Source organism: Acidovorax sp. FG48 (assembly GCF_057809085.1).
Genome location: NZ_JBMDJH010000011.1, coordinates 74,700 through 91,572 on the forward strand (window position 1 = coordinate 74,700; position 16,873 = coordinate 91,572).

Below are 16,873 nucleotides of genomic sequence, written 5' to 3' on the forward strand. Positions count from 1 at the left end.
AAACGACACACGCCGCGCCACCCCACCAGGCAGACAGACGCGGCGTGTGCACACACTCACAGCCAGTCGGCAGCCCGCGTTCAGGGTTGCCCAAACCCCAGGCGTTGCAACACCGCCTGGGCAGGCGGTTGGCGCAGCGCACTGGCAAACGCCTGCGCGGCAGCCGGCGCATCGGCACGGACGGTCAGCCCATAGGCAGCGCCCACCTGCAATGCGGCAGGCAGTTGCACCACACGCAGGCGCGTCACCTCGGCCTGAGCGGCCACGGCGTTGGTGCAGTAGGTCAGAAACACATCAGCCTGGCGCTGGTCCATCACCCAGGCATAGGTGCCCCGGCCCGCAGGTGGCTTGGGCGAATCCGCACCGCCCGTGAGCTTCAAGGCCTTGGCTTCCAGCTGCGCGTAGGCACCGGGTTGAACCTGGTCGGCCTGGCGGAACAGCGCCCAGGCGTAGTCGCCCGACGGGTCGGCCTTGGGCGTGGAGGTGCCCACGCGCACGTCACTGCGCAGCAAGGTGGCCAGCAAAGTATCGGGGGTGGCACTGATCTGCTCGCTGGTCAGCACACACAGCGCATTGCGCGTGAACACCACGGGCGCCTGCCAGCCACCCCGGGCCGCCAGGCGCTGCGGGTGGTCGGTGTCGGCCGAGGCAAAGACCTGTGCGGGCTCACCCTTTTCGATGCGCTCGCGCAGCAGGCCCGAGGCGCCGAAGGTCAGCGCCACCTTCTGGCCCGTGCGGGCCTCGTGGTCGCGCGCGATCTCGGTGAACGCCTCGCGCAAGCTGCCAGCGGCATACACCTGCACGGGGGCCACATCAGCCATGGGCACCTTGGCAGGGCCCGCCGAACAACCGGCCAGGGCCCAGGTCAGACCAGCGGCTGCAGCGGCGAGTGCCGCCTGTGAACGCGATGCCATGCAGACCGCTCACTGCGTGGCGTTGGGGAAGAACAGTTGTTCGCCGCCGATCTTGTAGCCCGCAATGGCTCGCTGGCCGGCGGGCGACACCACCCAGTCCACAAACTTCTGCGCGTCCTGCGACTTCACATGCGGGTGCTTGGCGGGGTTCACGACCATCACTCCGTACTGGTTGAAGAGCTTGGTGTCGCCCTCGACCAGAATGGCCAAGTCCGCACGGTTCTTGAAATTGAGCCAGGTGCCCCGGTCGGCCAGCACGTAGGCGCCGCTCGATGCTGCGATGTTCAGCGCGGGCCCCATGCCGCAGCCACACTCCTTGTAGCCGCTGCCTTTTGATGTATTTGCGGCCTCGGCACCGGCCAGCTTCCAGTAGCGCAGCTCGGCCGCGTGGGTGCCGCTCTTGTCGCCGCGCGAGATGAAGTTGCCGTTGGTGGCGGCCAGCTTCTGCAGGGCCTGCACGATGTCCTTGCCTTTGGTGCCGGCCGGGTCGTTCTTGGGGCCGATGAGGATGAAGTCGTTGTACATCACGGGGTAGCGCTTCACGCCCCAGCCATCGGCCACAAACTTTTCTTCGGCCACCTGGTCGTGCACAAACAGCACGTCGGCGTCGCCCCGGCGTGCCATGTCGAGCGCCTGGCCGGTGCCCAGCGCCACCACCTTGATGTCGAGGCCACTGGCCTTCTTGAACTCGGGCAGCAGGTAGCCAAACAGGCCCGACTGCTCGGTGGAGGTGGTGGACGCCATGGTGATGCTCTGCGCGAATGCAGAACCAGACGCTACCAAAACGATAGCTGCCACCGCTTTGGACACTAGCGCTACCGCGCGAAAAGGTTTGAAATTTTTCATCGCCGGGCCGCCCCAAGATGAAAAGGCCCCCTTGGGGGGCAGCGACCACACGAAGTGGGAAGCGTGGGGGTCAATTCGCGTCATACCAGCTCTCCTTTGACAAACAAACGGGCGGCCTCCGGCAAGGGGCCATTGAAAAAATCGTGCACCGGCAAGTCCGCCACCAGGCGGCCGTGCTCCATGTAGATCACGCGGCTGGCCAGGCGCTTGACCTGGCCCAGGTTGTGGCTGCTGAACACCATGGTCACGGGGTGCGCTGGGCCCGCAGCGCCATGGCTGGCCGCAAAGTCGGCCATCAGGGCCTCGACCTCGCGCTTGGCGTGGGGGTCGAGGCTGGCGGTGGGCTCGTCCAGCAGCAGCACGTCGGGCCGCAGGGCCCACGCGCGGGCCAGCGCCACCCGCTGCTGCTGGCCGCCCGACAGGGTGCGCGCGTTCTGCGCAGCAATGCCCTGCAGGCCCACCCGCTGCAAGGCCGTCAGGGCCAGCGGGCCCGCATCGCGCCAACGGGTGCCGCGCAGCCACAGGGCCAGGGCCACATTGTTCTGGGCGCTGGTGCGCAGCATGTGCGGGCGCTGGAACAGCATGGCCTGGCGCAGCGATGCATCGCACTGCAGCCCCCCCCCATGCGTGTCGGCCAGGCCATGCAGCACACGCAGCAGGGTGCTCTTGCCACTGCCGTTGGCGCCCACCAGCGCCACGCGCTCGCCGGGCGCGATGCGCAGCGTGACATGGTCGAGCGCCTGCACACGGCCGTAGCGCACGGTCACCTGGCGCAGATCCACCCAGGGGTTTGGCACCGGTCCGCTCATGCGGCCACCCCCACCGGCGTGCTGGAAGCCGCGCCATCCACCCGCTCGCGCCAGCGCCGCAGCAACGCAATCAGCACATTCAGCGCCAGCACCACGGCCAGCAGGATCATGCCCAGCGCCAGCGCCAGCGGCAGGTCGCCCTTGCTGGTCTCCAGCGCGATGGCGGTGGTCATCACCCGCGTGAAGCCGTCGATGTTGCCGCCCACGATCATCACCGCGCCCACCTCGGAGATGGCACGGCCAAACGATGCCAGCAGTACGGTGAGCAGCGCATAGCGCTCGTCCCACGCCAGCAGCAGGCTGCGCAGCAGCGGGCCGGCGCCCATGGAGCGCAGCTGCTCGCCATGCGCGCGCTCGGCATCTTCCACCGTCTGGCGAGTGAGCGCGGTGACCACCGGCAGCACCAAGATAGCCTGCGCCAGCACCATGGCCTTGAAGCTGAACAGCCAGCCCAGCGAGCCCAGTGGCCCGCTGCGCGACAGCACCAGGTACACCACCAGTCCCACCACCACCGACGGCACAGCCAGCAAGGTGTTGAGCAAGGCCAGCACGGCGCCACGGCCTGCGAAGCGGGCGACGCCCAGCCACGCGCCCAGCACCAGGCCCACCCCACAGGCCATCACACAGGCGGTGGCGCTGACGGACAAGGAGCGGCCCACGATGGTCCAGAGGACGGGGTCGGACGAGAGGGTAAGTTCAAGCGCTGTGGTCGCGCTTTCGGTGAGGGTGGACATGGGCCAGAGGATCGGTTTGGGCTATCGTAGGCACCCATCCAATATCCAGCGATATGAACTCCCGTGCATAGGGTCCAACTTCATTACACACTCAGCCGGGACGCGGGCACTGCGCTCATCCGCAACCCGCTGCCCGAGCTGCTGCAGGCCGTGGCCGAGCGCGGCTCCATCTCAGGCGCCGCGCGCGCGCTGGACCTGTCCTACCGCCATGTCTGGGGTGCCCTCAAGCGCTGGGAAGACCAGCTGGGCGGCGAATTGATCATCTGGGGCAAGGGCCAGTCGGCACAGCTCAGCGAGTTCGGCAGCAAGCTGCTGTGGGCCGAACGCCAGGCCCAGGCGCGCTTGGCGCCGCAGATAGCCGCGCTGCACGCTGACCTGGAGCGCGCATTCGCCGTGGCCTTCGACCCCAATGCCCACGTGCTCACCCTTTATGCCAGTCACGACGACGCACTGGCAGCGCTGCGCGCCCATGCCGCCACGCAGACCGATGTGGGCGCCCTGCACCTCGACATCCGGTTCACTGGCAGCGTGGACGCCATCCGTGCACTGAACGAGGGCCGCTGCACCCTGGCGGGTTTTCACACCGTGGCCGACGCGGCCGCACAGTCGCTCACCGCACGCACCTACCAGCCACTGCTGCAGCCCGGTCTGCACAAGATCATTGGCTTTGCGCAGCGCACCCAGGGGCTTATGGTGGCGCCCGGCAACCCGCTGGGCCTGCACAGCCTGGTCGATGTGGCCCGTACCGGCGCCCGGTTCATCAACCGCCCGCTGGGCTCTGGCACGCGAGTGCTGCTGGACGACCTGCTGGCCCAAGCCGGCATGGACCCAGAAAGCATCGTGGGCTACGCCCTCAACGAACCCTCCCACACCGCCATAGCCCAGGCCGTGGCCGCAGGGGCGGCCGATGTGGGCATGGGCATCGAGCTGGCTGCCCGCGCGCGGGGACTGGACTTTGTCCCCCTGGTGCACGAGCGCTACCACCTGGCGTGCCTGAAAGACAGCCTGGACCAGCCTGCCACGCTGGCACTGCGCAACCTGCTGCAAACCCCCGAGTGGCTGGCGCACATGGCCACGCTGCCGGGCTACAGCGCCTGGCACTGCGGCGAGGTGCTGGCCATGAGCACCGTGCTGCCATGGTGGCAATTCGCGCGGAAAAAGCGCGCTTCAGCGCCTAGGAAGAAACCCTAATTGCTGCAATTTTGATAGCTAAAGAATAAGCAGCCGCTGCGGGATAACACCGTCACGCTGCTGTCAGACTCCGCCTACAGTGCTCCGTAGAATCGCGCCGTCGTCAAAGCATGCCCAGCCCCAGTGCCTACCCGCGCGGGGGCTGGGTATCTCGCACACACAGCCTTTTTATTGGAGACACCATGCAGGCTCTATTGAAGTTATCAAGAGGGATCGACTGGCTTAACACCCAGGTCGGCAAGTACGTGGTCTGGCTGATCCTGGCCTCCACGGTCATCAGCGGCGTGAACGCCGTGGTGCGCAAGGCGTTCAACATCAGTTCCAACGCCTTCCTGGAAGTGCAGTGGTACCTGTTTGCTGCGTCGTTCCTGCTGGCAGCTGGCTACACGCTGCTGCAGGGCGAGCACGTGAAGGTGGACGTGATCTCGAGCCGATTTTCCAAGCGCACGCAGATCTGGATCGACGTGTTCGGCTACATCGTCTTCCTCACGCCCATGTGCCTGGCCGTGCTCTGGTACGGGGTTCCGTTCTTCACGCGTGCCCTGGCATCGGGCGAAATGTCCAACAACGCAGGCGGCCTGATCCGCTGGCCTGTGTACCTGATGATGCCCCTGGGCTTCACGCTGCTGTGGCTGCAAGGCATCTCTGAACTCATCAAGCGCCTGGGCTTCCTGCAAGGCCTGATCGAAGATCCGACGGTCAAGAAGGTCGAAAAGACGGCCGAGGAAGAACTGGCTGAATCCATCCGCAACCTGGCCGAAGCGGCCAAGGGCAATGGCAAGAACAAGGCCGAGGCCCACTGAGCGGAGCACACACCATGGAATTTATTGCCCACAACCTCGCCCCGATCATGTTCGCGGGGCTCATCTGCTTCTTGCTGGTCGGCTTCCCCGTCGCATTCAGCCTGGGCGCCTGCGGACTGTTCTTCGCCTTCATCGGCATCGAACTCAACGTGCTGCCCGAAGCCCTGCTGCAAGCCGTGCCGCTGCGCATCTTCGGCATCATGCAGAACGACACCCTGCTGGCCATTCCATTCTTCACGCTCATGGGGCTCATATTGGAGCGAAGCGGGATGGCGGAAGACCTGCTGGACACCATTGGCCAGCTGTTTGGCCCCATCCGCGGTGGCCTGGCTCTGGCCGTGATCTTCGTGGGCGCGCTGCTGGCAGCCACCACGGGCGTGGTGGCTGCATCGGTGATCTCGATGGGCCTGATCTCGCTGCCCATCATGCTGCGCTATGGCTATGACCGCCGGCTGGCTGCGGGCGTGATTGCGGCCTCCGGCACACTCGCGCAGATCATTCCGCCGTCGCTGGTGCTGATCATCATTGCCGACCAGATGGGCCGCAGCGTGGGCGACATGTACAAGGGCGCCTTCCTGCCCGGCCTGATGCTCACCGGTTTCTACGCAGGCTACGTCATTCTGCTGGCGATCTTCAAGCCCCAATGGGTGCCTGCCATCCCGCCCGAAGCCCGTACGCTGCGTGACGAAAACGGCAAGAGTGGCGTGACCTCCCTGCTGGTGCTGACCGGCATCTGCGTGGCCGCCTCGATGTATGTGGCCAAGAACATGGCCGCCCTGCACACCTGGTGGTCGGGCGAGACGGTGGAACGCGTGGCGCTGGACGAGACCATCGTCGTGGCCATGTGCTTTGGCGTGGCCCTGGCCTTCGTGGTCGCCAGCGTCAACAAGATCACCCGCCTGGGCCTGCTGTCCAAGGCGGCAGAACGCGTGACGTTCGTGCTGATCCCCCCGCTGCTGCTGATCTTCCTGGTGCTGGGCACCATCTTCCTGGGCGTTGCAACCCCCACCGAAGGCGGCGCCATGGGCGCACTGGGCGCGGGCATCATGGCCATCATCCGTGGTCGCCTGAGCTTCTCGCTGCTCAAGCAGGCAGTCACCACCACCACCAAGCTGTCGTGTTTTGTGGTGTTCATTCTGGTGGGCGCGACCATGTTCGGCCTGACCTTCCAGGGCGTGGACGGCCCACTGTGGGTGGAACACCTGCTGACCGGCCTGCCCGGTGGCCAGTTGGGCTTCCTGATCGTCGTGAACATCATGGTGTTCTTCCTGGCGTTCTTCCTGGACTTCTTTGAGCTGTCCTTCATCGTGGTGCCCCTGCTGGCCCCGGTGGCCAACAAGCTGGGCATCGACTTGATCTGGTTCGGCGTGCTGCTGGCCGTGAACATGCAGACCTCGTTCATGCACCCACCGTTCGGCTTCGCGCTGTTCTACCTGCGCAGCGTGGCCCCGGCGAAGGAGTACCTCGACAAGGTCACCAAGAAGATGATTGCGCCGGTGACGACACCGCAGATCTACTGGGGTGCGATTCCGTTCCTGGTCATCCAGCTGATGATGGTGGGCCTGATCATCGCCTTCCCTGGCATCGTCTCCAGCGGCCTGGACAAGGCCGAGGTCTACGACTTGGACAAGGTCCGCATGGAAATGGAAGCCACCATGCCCGACGCGGCCGGAGCCCCCGAGGCCACCGACCCCACCGCAGGCATGGAAGGCGCCAGCTCGGCCCCTGGCGACGCTGCGGCCCCAGCTGCAGACGACCCGCTCAAGGCCCTGCAAGACTCGATGGCCAACGAGAAGAAGTGATCGGATGAACCCTCAGGGCTGTTGACCAGCCCTGGAGATAAAAGAAGCCCCGGCAGATAGCGTCTGCCGGGGCTTTTTTCATGGGCGTGTCTCGCGCAGCGCGTGGCCGAAGGCAACGCTGCCAACAGGTGGCCCATCGTCCTACTCACAACCCAAGGAGCCAATTCACGCTGATCCGACCGGTCTCACAGCACACAGGCCGCTACGCCTTGAGGTGTTGCCCTCAGCGGACCACTGAACCCGCTGGCAAGCGTCTACCGAGCGATCGCGCAAACGTGCCGATCACAGCAACAGAGGCGACACCTTGAGCCCCAGCCGACCGAATATCGCGTGAGACCCAGCAGCGTCTCCTGCCCCGCAGCACCTCGGGATCGAGCATCCAACCCCATACACCAGACGCAAAAAAACCCGCCAGGTGAACCAGGCGGGTTTTCTGATCGACATGCCCTGCGGCTTGCGCCGCAGCGGGGCCATCAGATCTTCTGTGCGGACATGAAGGTGTCGTAGCGGGCTTCGGCAAAGCGGAACCAGAGGATCTGGTCGCGCTGGAAGGCACGCATGTCGGCGTAGATCTTCTTCCACTCGGGGCTCTTGGCGTCGTTCTCGGCGAACACTTCCATCGAAGCCTTGAACGAAGCGTCCATCACGGCTTGCGAGAAAGGCAGCACCTTGGTCTTGGCAGCCACGAGCTGCTTCAGGGCGGTGGGGTTCAGCGCGTCGTACTTGGCCAGCATGTCCACGTGGGCCACGTTGGTAGCGGCTTCGATGATGGCCTTGTTCTCAGCCGACAGGCCGTCAAACGCCTTCTGGTTGACGAAGAAGTCCACTTCAGGACCACCTTCCCACCAGCCGGGATAGTAGTAGAACGGAGCGACCTTGTTGAAGCCCAGCTTCTGGTCGTCGTAAGGACCCACCCACTCGGCAGCGTCCAGCGTGCCCTTTTCGAGGGCTTGGTAGATTTCGCCGCCAGGGATGCTCTGGGGCACTGCACCCAGCTTCTGCATCACTTCACCGATCAGGCCGCCGCCCAGGCGCATCTTCATGCCCTTGAAGTCGGCAGGCGACTTGATTTCCTTGCGGAACCAGCCACCCATCTGCGTGCCGGTGTTGCCACCTGCAAAGCTGATCATGTTGAAGCCGCCGTAGAACTCGTTCATGAGCTTGCGGCCATTGCCGTGCAGCATCCAGGCGTTCATCTGGCGGGCATTGAAGCCGAAAGGCACTGCCGAGCCCAGCGCGAAAGCGGGGTTCTTGCCGTAGAAGTAGTAAGGCACGGTGTGTGCCATTTCCACGGTGCCTTGCTGCACGCCGTCCACCACGCCGAAGGGAGGCATCAGCTCGCCACCAGCGTGCACGGAGATTTCAAACTTGCCGCCCGACATGGCCTTGACGGCCTTGGAGAACACATCAGCGCCGCCATAGATGGTGTCCAGCGACTTGGGGAAGCTGGAGGCCAGACGCCAGCGAATGGCAGCCTGGGCGTGGACGGCGGGCGCAGCGCCTGCAGCCAGCACACCGGCGATGCCAGCGTGCTTGATGATTGAACGACGATCCATGAGGTTCTCTCCGATATATTGATTGCAAAACTTGGTGCGCACGCGTTGTGCACGGCTCACCAAGGACATGTTTCAGCCGGGACCATTGTAGGAACATGACCCCCAGGACTTTTGCGGGTTTTCCCGCGAAATTCCGGCCTCAACACACACCTTCAGGGTTCTGCAAGCATCTGCGCGACAGCAGTGCGAAAACCCTCACGGCACCCACGGCCAGCGCGGGGCGATGACCGCAGCCGACCTCCGTTTCAGCCCGCGTTGCCAGGCAAAAACCGGGCGCTAATCGATGCGCGAATACCTGCCGCATCCAGCCCCTGCAACGCCAGCAATTTGGCCGGGTCGCCATGCTCGATGAAGACATCGGGCAGCCCCAGTTGCAGCACGGGGCGCACGATGCCCATGGCGTTGAGCGCCTCGGTCACCGCACTGCCCGCACCACCCATGATGGCGCCCTCTTCAACCGTCACAAGCGCATCGTGGCGCTCCGCCACCTCGCGCAGCAAGGCTTCGTCGATGGGCTTGGCCCAGCGCATGTTGACCACGGTGGCATCGATCGCCTCGCCCACTTCGAGCGCGGGATACAGCAAGGTGCCAAATGCCAGGATGGCAATGCGGGGCGCCTTGCTGTCGGCCTCGCCCTTGCGCTTGCGGCGGATCTCGCCCTTGCCGAACGGCAGGCCGTCGAGCGCTGCGAGCGGCGCCACACCTGCGCCGCTGCCGCGCGGGTAGCGCACGGCCACGGGGTGGTCCTGCTCAAACGCACTACTCAGCAACTGTCGGCACTCGCGCTCGTCGGCGGGACAGGCCATGCTCATGTTCGGAATGCAGCGCACGAACGGGATGTCGTAAGCGCCTGCATGCGTGGCACCGTCAGCGCCCACCAGGCCCGCACGGTCCAGCGCAAACACCACGGGCAGGTTCTGCAGGGCCACGTCGTGAATCAACTGGTCGTAGCCGCGCTGCAAGAAGGTGGAGTAGATGGCCACGATCGGCTTCACGCCTTCGCAGGCCATGCCTGCGGCAAATGTGACGGCATGCTGCTCGGCAATGCCCACGTCGTAGTAGCGATCGGGAAAGCGCTTTTCAAACTCGACCATGCCCGAGCCCTCGCGCATGGCCGGGGTGATGCCCACCAGGCGCGGGTCTTGCGCTGCCATGTCGCACAACCACTGGCCAAACACCTGGGTAAACGTCTGCTTGGGCGGCGTGGCGGGCTTGGTCAGGCCCACGCTGGGGTCGAACTTGCCGGGGCCGTGGTAGGCCACGGGGTCGGCCTCGGCCAGCTTGTAGCCCTGGCCCTTCTTGGTGACCACGTGCAGGAACTGCGGGCCCTTCAGGCTCTTGATGTTCTCCAGCGTAGGGATCAGCGAATCGAGGTCGTGCCCGTCGATGGGGCCGATGTAGTTAAAGCCGAATTTTTCGAACAGCGTGGCGGGGACCACCATGCCCTTGGCCTGCTGCTCGAAGCGCTTGGCAAATTCGAGCAGGGGCGGCACCGGGCGCAGCACGGTTTTGCCCACATTCTTGGCGGCGGCATAGAACTGCCCGCTCATCAGCTGCGCAAGGTAGCGGTTGAGCGCGCCCACAGGGGGGCTGATGCTCATGTCGTTGTCGTTCAGCACCACCAGCAGGTTGCAGTCGGCCACGCCCGCGTTGTTGAGCGCCTCAAACGCCATGCCGGCGCTCATCGCGCCATCACCAATGATGGCCACCGCATGGCGGTTGTCGCCCTTGCGCTTGGCGGCCAGTGCCATGCCCAAGGCTGCCGAGATGCTGGTGCTGGAATGCGCCGTGCCAAAGGTGTCGTAGGCGCTCTCGGCGCGCTGCGGAAAGCCCGATATACCGCCCAGCTGGCGCAGCGTGTGCATGCGGTCGCGGCGGCCGGTCAGGATTTTGTGCGGATAGGTTTGGTGGCCCACGTCCCACACCAGGCGGTCTTCCGGGGTGTTGAAGACATGGTGCAAGGCCACGGTCAGCTCCACCGTGCCCAAGTTGGAGCTGAGGTGGCCACCGGTCTGCGATACGCTCTGCAGCACGAACTCGCGCAACTCGGTCGCCAGCACCTTGAGGTCTGCGCGCGAGAGCCGACGCAGGTCTGCCGGGTCATTGATGGTCTGCAGCAAGGGAAAGGGTGTCGTGGACATTGACTATTCTTTTGATAGCTACCAGCGCAAGAGATTCAAGCACTAGCAGGCATTTGGACATTCATGGAGTCGCCAAGGACCAGGGCCGGGTTCAGTGCGAGCGGCGCACGACCATGTCCGCAAGGGCTGCCAGGGCACGGGTGTCGGGCAGGCCACTGCGCCCCAGCGCTGCATGGGCCTCGGCCAGCAGCTCCTGCGCGTAAGCCTGCGCACGTTCCAGACCGAGCAACGAGACGTAGGTGGGTTTGTCTGCGGCCGCGTCCTTGCCAGCCGTTTTCCCCAGCGTAGCCGAGTCCGCCACCACGTCCAAGATGTCGTCCACCACCTGAAACGCCAGCCCCATGGCGGCGCCATAGTCGGACAGCGCCTGGTAGGCAGCGGGCGCCGCATGGCCACACAGGGCCCCCATGAGCACGCTGCCCTGGAGCAAGGCGCCCGTCTTGAGGCGGTGCATCTGGCGCAGCTGCGCCTCGGTCAGCGCCACGCCCACGCTGGCCAGGTCAATTGCCTGGCCACCCGCCATGCCGGCCGAACCTGCAGCCCGCGCGAGCAGCCTGCACAGGGCCGTCTGCGTGGCGGCGGGGATCAACGTGTTGTCGGGGGTCAGCAGTTCAAACGCGAAGGCCTGCAGTGCGTCGCCCGCCAGCAGGGCCTGGGCTTCGCCAAACTGCACATGCACGGTGGGCTTGCCACGGCGCAGCACATCGTTGTCCATGCAGGGCATGTCGTCGTGGACCAGCGAATAGGCGTGGATCAGCTCCACCGCGCACGCTGCACGCAGTGCGGCTTCGTCCAGGGCTGCATGAACCGCCGCGCCCTCAGGTGCGGCGGAATCCGAAGAACCGCTGCGTGCCGCCTCGTACGCGGCCAAAACCAGCAGGGGCCGCAGGCGCTTGCCGCCATCCAGCACGGCGTAACGCATGGCGTCGCCCAGCCCTGCCGGGGCGCCGTCGCCCACCCACAAGGTCAGCGCCTGCTCCACACGGGCGAGGTGATTCTGGCTCCAGAGATTCGTGTCCAGGGGCGGGTTCAACGCCGTCGAGGAGGTCATCGGCAATGCGCTCATTCCTGGTTCCATGGTTGCAGCTGGCCGTCGTCCAGCACCTTGATCTGGTCCTGCACGGCGTCGAGCCGGTGGCGGCAAAACGCCAGCAGGGTGGCGCCGCGCTGGTAGCCCGCCAGCATCTGGTCCAGCGGCAGCTGGCCCGATTCGATACGGGCCACGAGTTGCTCCAGCTCCTCCAGGGCCGCCTCGTAGCTGGCAGGTTCGGCAGGAGAAGCAGGGGTTGCGGGGGCCTTGGGCATGGAGGGTGCGGCAGTGCGCGGGTGAAAAACCGGTGATTTTAGGCGCAGCGCTGTGACGCCCGTGTCGGACAGCGGCCGATCCGTGGGAGGCCTCTATTTTTGATGGAACCGGTGTTTCCTATTCACGTAGCGGGGGTGCGGGAATAACCCCACCGCCTATAATCCCATTCCCGTCGAGCCGGCTACCCACCCTAGCCGGTTTTCTTTTTCCAGATGCGCCTTCGCCGGCGCACCTCCCGCACTCTCTCTGTGGGGAGTCTTTAGGTCAGGTCACCCATGTCTGATTTAAGTCTTCAACTGCAGCAGGCCGCAAGCCAACTACCAGTTTCGAGCTACTTTGACAATGCGCTGTTCCAGCGCGAGCTGGAGACCATCTTCCAGCGCGGGCCCCGCTACGTGGGGCATCAATTGGCTGTGCCCCACGCGGGCGATTACTACGCACTGCCCCAGGAGGGCGAGGGCCGCGCCCTGGTGCGCAACGCCCAGGGCGGCATCGAGCTGATCTCCAACGTGTGCCGCCATCGGCAAGCGGTCATGCTCAAGGGCAAGGGATCGCTGAACACCCAGCAAAAGGGCAGCGCGGGCGGCAACATCGTGTGCCCTTTGCACCGCTGGACGTACAACCCCAAGGGCGAGTTGCTGGGCGCGCCACACTTCGCGCACGACCCGTGCCTGAACCTCAACAACTACCAGCTGCGCGAGTGGAACGGTCTTCTGTTTGAAGACAACGGCTATGACGTAGCTGCCGATCTGGCCGAGATGGGACCCCGCGCCGACCTGGACTTTGATGGCTACGTGCTCGACCACGTGGAGCTGCACGAGTGCAACTACAACTGGAAGACCTTCATCGAGGTCTATCTGGAGGACTACCACGTCGGCCCGTTTCACCCGGGCTTGGGGCAATTCGTTACCTGTGACGACTTGCGCTGGGAGTTTGGCAAGAACTATTCGGTGCAGACCGTGGGCGTGGCCAACCGCCTGGGCAAGGCAGGCAGCCCGGTGTACGAGCGCTGGCACAAGGCGCTGCTGGACTACCGCGAAGGCAAGCCGCCGAAGTACGGCGCCATCTGGCTCACGCTGTACCCGCACATCATGATCGAGTGGTACCCGCATGTGCTCACCGTATCCACGCTGCACCCCATCAGCCCGACCAAGACGCTGAACATGGTGGAGTTCTACTACCCCGAGGAAATCGCCGCGTTCGAGCGTGAATTCGTCGAGGCACAGAAGGCCGCCTACATGGAGACCTGCATCGAGGACGACGAAATCGGCGAGCGCATGGATGCCGGCCGCAAGGCCCTGCTCGCGCGCGGCGACAACGAAGTGGGCCCTTACCAGAGCCCCATGGAAGATGGCATGCAGCACTTCCACGAGTGGTACCGCGAGGCCATGGGGAGCGGCACCATCGACCCGGCTGCGGCAAAACGCTGAATACAGAGGCAAAACCCCGCCAATCTGCAGGCCCGCCTGGGCTTGCTCTCATTACAATAGCTGCCAGTGCTTAAAAAATAAGCGCTGGCAGCTATTTTCATTTGTGCGCTTCACGGCGCCCCTCAAGAGATCACAACCCGATGCAAGCCCTTTGGATGGTGTTGGCCGCGTTCCTTTTTGCCAGCATGGGTGTGTGCGTCAAGATCGCCTCGGACTTCTTCAACTCGGCGGAGCTGGTGTGTTACCGGGGGCTGATCGGCATGTTCATCCTCTGGCTGCTGTCACGCTCACAAAACGTGACGCTCGCCACGCGGTACCCCGGCATGCACGCCTGGCGCAGCCTGGTGGGGGTGGCGTCGCTGGGTGCGTGGTTCTACGCCATTGCGCACCTGCCGCTGGCCACCGCCATGACGCTCAACTACATGAGCAGCGTGTGGATCGCGGCCTTCCTGGTCGGCGGCACGTTGCTGGCCTGGCGGCCCTCTGCCGCCACGCCCCGGCCCGCCCTGCAAGGCCCGCTGGTGCTGACGGTGCTCACCGGCTTCGTGGGCGTGGTGCTGATGCTGCGCCCCAGCCTGGACCAGAACCAAGCTTTTGCCGGGATGATCGGCCTGATGTCTGGCCTGTCGGCCGCCTTTGCCTACATGCAGGTAGTGGCGCTGTCGCGCCTGGGCGAGCCCGAATCGCGCACCGTCTTCTACTTTGCGGTGGGCTCTGCAGTCGCGGGCGGCGTGGCCATGTTGTTCACCGGCATGTCGGACTGGCCGGGCTGGCAAGCGCTGTGGCTGCTGCCCATCGGCGTGCTGGCGGCGGGCGGGCAGCTGTGCATGACGCGCGCCTATGCCAGCGCCAAGACCCAGCGCGGCACGCTGGTGGTGGCCAACCTGCAGTATTCAGGCATCGTGTTTGCGGGCATCTACAGCGTGGCGCTGTTTGGCGACAAGATTCCGCCCATCGGCTGGATCGGCATGGTCCTCATCGTGGGCAGCGGCATTGTGGCCACCATCTTGCGGGCCCGGGCTGCACCCGGCGCACCGGCCGAAGAACACTGACCGATACAAAAAACCCATGCGCGCTGGCGAGGACAAAGCCTATCGGGATGGCCACAATGGAGGCCTCCCCGTCCTACCGGTTGCTTTGCACCTGATCTGCCGATGACCACCTACACCACGCTCATCTCCGCCCCCGATTTGCAAGCCCTCATCGCCAGCGGTGCGCCGTTGATGGTGTTTGACTGCAGCTTCGAACTCATGCAACCGACCGCCGGCGCGCAGCAATATGCACAGGCCCATATCCCCGGCGCCGTGTATGCCAACCTGGACAACGACCTGAGCGCCAAACACGGCGCGCCCGGCGCCACCGGCACTGTGACGGCGCAGGAGGCCGACCAGCCCGCATCGGGCGGCCGCCACCCGCTGCCCAGCCGCGAACGTTTTGCCATGTGGCTGTCCAGCGTGGGTTTTGCCAACAACATGCAGGCCGTGGTCTACGACCGGCAGGGCGCCAACTACTGCGGTCGCCTGTGGTGGATGCTCAAGTGGGCGGGCCATGACGCCGTGGCCGTGCTCGACGGCGGGCTACAGGCCTGGCAGGCCGCAGGGGGCGCAGTCAACAGCGGCGAAGAGCCCTCGCACTTCCAGTCCCACTTTGCACTGAACGAGCCCTTGCGCCAACTGGCCACGGCCAGCGATGTCCTGGCCCGTCTGCAACGCCCCAATGACCAGACCGTGATCGACGCCCGCGCCGGTGCCCGCTACCGGGGCGAGGTGGAGCCGCTGGACCCGGTGGCCGGCCACATTCCGGGCGCACTCAACCGACCGTTTGCCGAAAACATCGGAGCCGATGGCCGCTTCAAACCCGCAGCCACACTGCGCGCAGAGTTCGACGCCTTGTTGGCAGGCCGCAATCCTGCAACCGTGGTGCACCAGTGCGGCAGCGGCGTGAGCGCGGTGCCCAATCTACTGGCCATGGAGATTGCCGGCCTGGGGCACACCGCACTGTTCGCGGGCAGCTGGAGCGAATGGTGTTCAGACCCAACTCGCCCAGTCGAAAAAGGCTGAACAGCGCTGACTGCGGCGCCTAACGAACGCCGCAGGTTGCAAAAGCGCAAAAAAGATGGTTTTGCAGGCGCTATCAAAACCATGAGCAGAATTCGGGGCTCGGTGCCTGCCAGTGCAGCAGATGCACCCCTCTTGAAAGCCAGCAGACGCCTGATCTGCTTGTAGGGCAAATTCCTACACAGCTCACCGCGAAACCAGACACGCAGCACAGCCAAACCCCGACTTAATTTCTGATTGGGGCGGTTTCACAATCCATTTCAACGGATCACGCAAAACCTGCAGTCAGCAGGCAACGCAAGACCCAGTAATGGAAAAAAGGAAGCCGCCATGACCAACGAACAAATCCTCGCTGAAATCCGCGAAGCCAACCTCACCTACCTGATGCTGGCCCAAACCCTGATCCGTCAGGACAAGGCCGAAGCAGTTTTCCGTCTGGGCATGAACGAAGAGTCTGCCGATATTCTCGCTTCGCTGTCGGCTGCGCAAGTGATGAAACTGGCCTCCCGCAACACGCTACTTTGCAGCTTCCGTGTGGACGACAACCTGGTGTGGAGCTTGCTGACCAACCACTCGGCCAAGAAGGTGGGCAACGACGCCACCAACACCCTGCACGCCAACATCCTGATGGCCAGCCGCGTGTCGGAAGTGCTCTGAAGCAGTTGCCCGCAGCGTAGTTGCCCCGTTCTCACCGAAAGCCCGCCATGTCCTCCACCGCCACCGCCGCCAAAGCCCCTGCCAAAAGCGTTCTGAACGAATCCAAGCAGATCGAACGCGCCGCCATGCTGATCCAGATGGGCGCCCGCATGCAGGTGCTGGAGTCCGAGACCACGCTGTCGTATGAACGCCTGATCCGCCTGTACAAGGAGATCGCCGGCAAGTCGCCCTCCAAAGGCCAGCTGCCCTTCTCCACCGACTGGTTCCTGACCTGGCAAGAGAACATCCACAGCTCGCTGTTCCTGAACATCTACGAATACCTGTCCAAGGGCGTGGACCTGGACTCGGTGGAACTGCTGACCAAGGCCTACCGCCTGTACAACGAACAAGTCGCCACGGCCGAGATCGAGCCCCTGCTGTCCTTCACCCGCGCCTGGCGCCTGGTGAAATTTGTGGACGCCGGCATGTTGACCCGCACCAAGTGCAGCCAGTGCAGCGGCCAGTTCGTGACCGAGCTGTACGAGAACCGCCACTTCACCTGCGGCCTGTGCAACCCACCTGCCCGTGCTGGCAAGAGCAAGACCGCCGGCGCGTTGATGCTGCATTGACACCTGGGCGTTATTTTTG

The 16,873-nt window shown here is 64.6% G+C and carries 16 protein-coding genes; 8 read left to right on the forward strand and 8 right to left on the reverse strand.

The annotated features are described in order from the left end of the window. Positions 1 to 80: 80 nt before the first annotated feature. The 4 genes from ACODSU_RS16265 to ACODSU_RS16280 form a co-directional block, all read right to left on the reverse strand. Positions 81 to 914: a molybdate ABC transporter substrate-binding protein gene (locus tag ACODSU_RS16265; RefSeq protein ID WP_488843191.1), complete on the reverse strand. Its 834-nt coding sequence runs from the start codon at positions 912 to 914 to the stop codon at positions 81 to 83. A gap of 9 nt (positions 915 to 923) precedes the next feature. Further along, positions 924 to 1,760 (reverse strand): ABC transporter substrate-binding protein, encoded by an 837-nt coding sequence (locus ACODSU_RS16270; protein WP_488843193.1) that lies wholly within the window; start codon positions 1,758 to 1,760, stop codon positions 924 to 926. An 80-nt stretch (positions 1,761 to 1,840) separates the two neighbouring features. Further along, positions 1,841 to 2,569 (reverse strand): ABC transporter ATP-binding protein, encoded by a 729-nt coding sequence (locus tag ACODSU_RS16275; protein WP_488843195.1) that lies wholly within the window; start codon positions 2,567 to 2,569, stop codon positions 1,841 to 1,843. Further along, complete coding sequence (locus ACODSU_RS16280; RefSeq protein ID WP_488843197.1) at positions 2,566 to 3,303, reverse strand: ABC transporter permease; 738 nt, start codon at positions 3,301 to 3,303, stop codon at positions 2,566 to 2,568. Before ACODSU_RS16280 ends, ACODSU_RS16275 begins: the two co-directional genes overlap by 4 nt. Before the next feature lie 63 nt (positions 3,304 to 3,366). On the opposite strand from ACODSU_RS16280, the gene ACODSU_RS16285 reads away from it, so the two are divergent. From ACODSU_RS16285 to ACODSU_RS16295, 3 genes are all read left to right on the forward strand, one after another. Further along, positions 3,367 to 4,494 carry a substrate-binding domain-containing protein gene (locus tag ACODSU_RS16285; protein ID WP_343736008.1) on the forward strand — a complete coding sequence of 376 codons (1,128 nt, stop codon included), beginning with the start codon at positions 3,367 to 3,369 and terminating at the stop codon, positions 4,492 to 4,494. A 182-nt stretch (positions 4,495 to 4,676) separates the two neighbouring features. Next, positions 4,677 to 5,297, forward strand: a complete 621-nt coding sequence (locus ACODSU_RS16290) for a TRAP transporter small permease subunit (RefSeq protein ID WP_043565607.1) — start codon at positions 4,677 to 4,679, stop codon at positions 5,295 to 5,297. Between the two features lie 14 nt (positions 5,298 to 5,311). Next, positions 5,312 to 7,099: a TRAP transporter large permease gene (locus ACODSU_RS16295; RefSeq protein WP_488843200.1), complete on the forward strand. Its 1,788-nt coding sequence runs from the start codon at positions 5,312 to 5,314 to the stop codon at positions 7,097 to 7,099. 473 nt (positions 7,100 to 7,572) lie between these two features. On the opposite strand, the gene ACODSU_RS16300 is transcribed toward ACODSU_RS16295, so the two are convergent. The 4 genes from ACODSU_RS16300 to xseB all read right to left on the reverse strand — a co-directional run bounded on the left by ACODSU_RS16300 (position 7,573) and on the right by xseB (position 12,101). Beyond that, the gene (locus tag ACODSU_RS16300; protein WP_015015263.1) at positions 7,573 to 8,655 is read right to left on the reverse strand and encodes a TRAP transporter substrate-binding protein; all 1,083 of its coding nucleotides are present in this window, start codon (positions 8,653 to 8,655) and stop codon (positions 7,573 to 7,575) included. Positions 8,656 to 8,900: 245 nt separating this feature from the next. After that, positions 8,901 to 10,796, reverse strand: a complete 1,896-nt coding sequence (gene dxs, locus ACODSU_RS16305; protein ID WP_488843202.1) for a 1-deoxy-D-xylulose-5-phosphate synthase — start codon at positions 10,794 to 10,796, stop codon at positions 8,901 to 8,903. Between the two features lie 91 nt (positions 10,797 to 10,887). Next, on the reverse strand, positions 10,888 to 11,862 hold the full coding sequence (locus ACODSU_RS16310) for a polyprenyl synthetase family protein (protein ID WP_488843204.1): 975 nt from the start codon (positions 11,860 to 11,862) through the stop codon (positions 10,888 to 10,890). Next, complete coding sequence (gene xseB / locus ACODSU_RS16315) at positions 11,859 to 12,101, reverse strand: exodeoxyribonuclease VII small subunit (protein WP_488805239.1); 243 nt, start codon at positions 12,099 to 12,101, stop codon at positions 11,859 to 11,861. The genes ACODSU_RS16310 and xseB overlap by 4 nt, the downstream gene beginning before the upstream one ends. A gap of 276 nt (positions 12,102 to 12,377) precedes the next feature. Between xseB and ACODSU_RS16320 the strand changes: the two genes are divergently transcribed. The 5 genes from ACODSU_RS16320 to flhC all read left to right on the forward strand — a co-directional run bounded on the left by ACODSU_RS16320 (position 12,378) and on the right by flhC (position 16,854). Next, positions 12,378 to 13,532, forward strand: a complete 1,155-nt coding sequence (locus ACODSU_RS16320; protein WP_209818879.1) for an aromatic ring-hydroxylating oxygenase subunit alpha — start codon at positions 12,378 to 12,380, stop codon at positions 13,530 to 13,532. Between the two features lie 140 nt (positions 13,533 to 13,672). Continuing rightward, entirely contained in the window at positions 13,673 to 14,584 is a 912-nt protein-coding gene (locus tag ACODSU_RS16325; RefSeq protein ID WP_015015268.1) for a DMT family transporter, read from the forward strand. Between the two features lie 102 nt (positions 14,585 to 14,686). Further along, positions 14,687 to 15,592, forward strand: coding sequence for a sulfurtransferase (locus tag ACODSU_RS16330; protein WP_488843206.1), 906 nt, complete (start codon positions 14,687 to 14,689; stop codon positions 15,590 to 15,592). Between the two features lie 327 nt (positions 15,593 to 15,919). Beyond that, positions 15,920 to 16,246, forward strand: a complete 327-nt coding sequence (gene flhD, locus ACODSU_RS16335) for a flagellar transcriptional regulator FlhD (protein ID WP_015015270.1) — start codon at positions 15,920 to 15,922, stop codon at positions 16,244 to 16,246. Positions 16,247 to 16,293: 47 nt separating this feature from the next. Further along, on the forward strand, positions 16,294 to 16,854 hold the full coding sequence (gene flhC / locus ACODSU_RS16340) for a flagellar transcriptional regulator FlhC (protein ID WP_309822649.1): 561 nt from the start codon (positions 16,294 to 16,296) through the stop codon (positions 16,852 to 16,854). Positions 16,855 to 16,873 lie beyond the last annotated feature (19 nt).

What these genes read in the sequence shown, in the direction of transcription:
- ACODSU_RS16295 (WP_488843200.1), top strand. Translation starts at nt 5,312, where the DNA reads ATGGAATTTATTGCCCACAACCTCGCCCCGATCATGTTCGCGGGGCTC.
- ACODSU_RS16290 (WP_043565607.1), top strand. Translation starts at nt 4,677, where the DNA reads ATGCAGGCTCTATTGAAGTTATCAAGAGGGATCGACTGGCTTAACACC.
- ACODSU_RS16310 (WP_488843204.1), bottom strand. Translation starts at nt 11,862, where the DNA reads ATGAGCGCATTGCCGATGACCTCCTCGACGGCGTTGAACCCGCCCCTG.
- xseB (WP_488805239.1), bottom strand. Translation starts at nt 12,101, where the DNA reads ATGCCCAAGGCCCCCGCAACCCCTGCTTCTCCTGCCGAACCTGCCAGC.
- flhC (WP_309822649.1), top strand. Translation starts at nt 16,294, where the DNA reads ATGTCCTCCACCGCCACCGCCGCCAAAGCCCCTGCCAAAAGCGTTCTG.
- ACODSU_RS16265 (WP_488843191.1), bottom strand. Translation starts at nt 914, where the DNA reads ATGGCATCGCGTTCACAGGCGGCACTCGCCGCTGCAGCCGCTGGTCTG.
- flhD (WP_015015270.1), top strand. Translation starts at nt 15,920, where the DNA reads ATGACCAACGAACAAATCCTCGCTGAAATCCGCGAAGCCAACCTCACC.
- ACODSU_RS16275 (WP_488843195.1), bottom strand. Translation starts at nt 2,569, where the DNA reads ATGAGCGGACCGGTGCCAAACCCCTGGGTGGATCTGCGCCAGGTGACC.
- ACODSU_RS16325 (WP_015015268.1), top strand. Translation starts at nt 13,673, where the DNA reads ATGCAAGCCCTTTGGATGGTGTTGGCCGCGTTCCTTTTTGCCAGCATG.
- ACODSU_RS16270 (WP_488843193.1), bottom strand. Translation starts at nt 1,760, where the DNA reads ATGAAAAATTTCAAACCTTTTCGCGCGGTAGCGCTAGTGTCCAAAGCG.
- ACODSU_RS16280 (WP_488843197.1), bottom strand. Translation starts at nt 3,303, where the DNA reads ATGTCCACCCTCACCGAAAGCGCGACCACAGCGCTTGAACTTACCCTC.
- ACODSU_RS16320 (WP_209818879.1), top strand. Translation starts at nt 12,378, where the DNA reads ATGTCTGATTTAAGTCTTCAACTGCAGCAGGCCGCAAGCCAACTACCA.
- dxs (WP_488843202.1), bottom strand. Translation starts at nt 10,796, where the DNA reads ATGTCCACGACACCCTTTCCCTTGCTGCAGACCATCAATGACCCGGCA.
- ACODSU_RS16330 (WP_488843206.1), top strand. Translation starts at nt 14,687, where the DNA reads ATGACCACCTACACCACGCTCATCTCCGCCCCCGATTTGCAAGCCCTC.
- ACODSU_RS16300 (WP_015015263.1), bottom strand. Translation starts at nt 8,655, where the DNA reads ATGGATCGTCGTTCAATCATCAAGCACGCTGGCATCGCCGGTGTGCTG.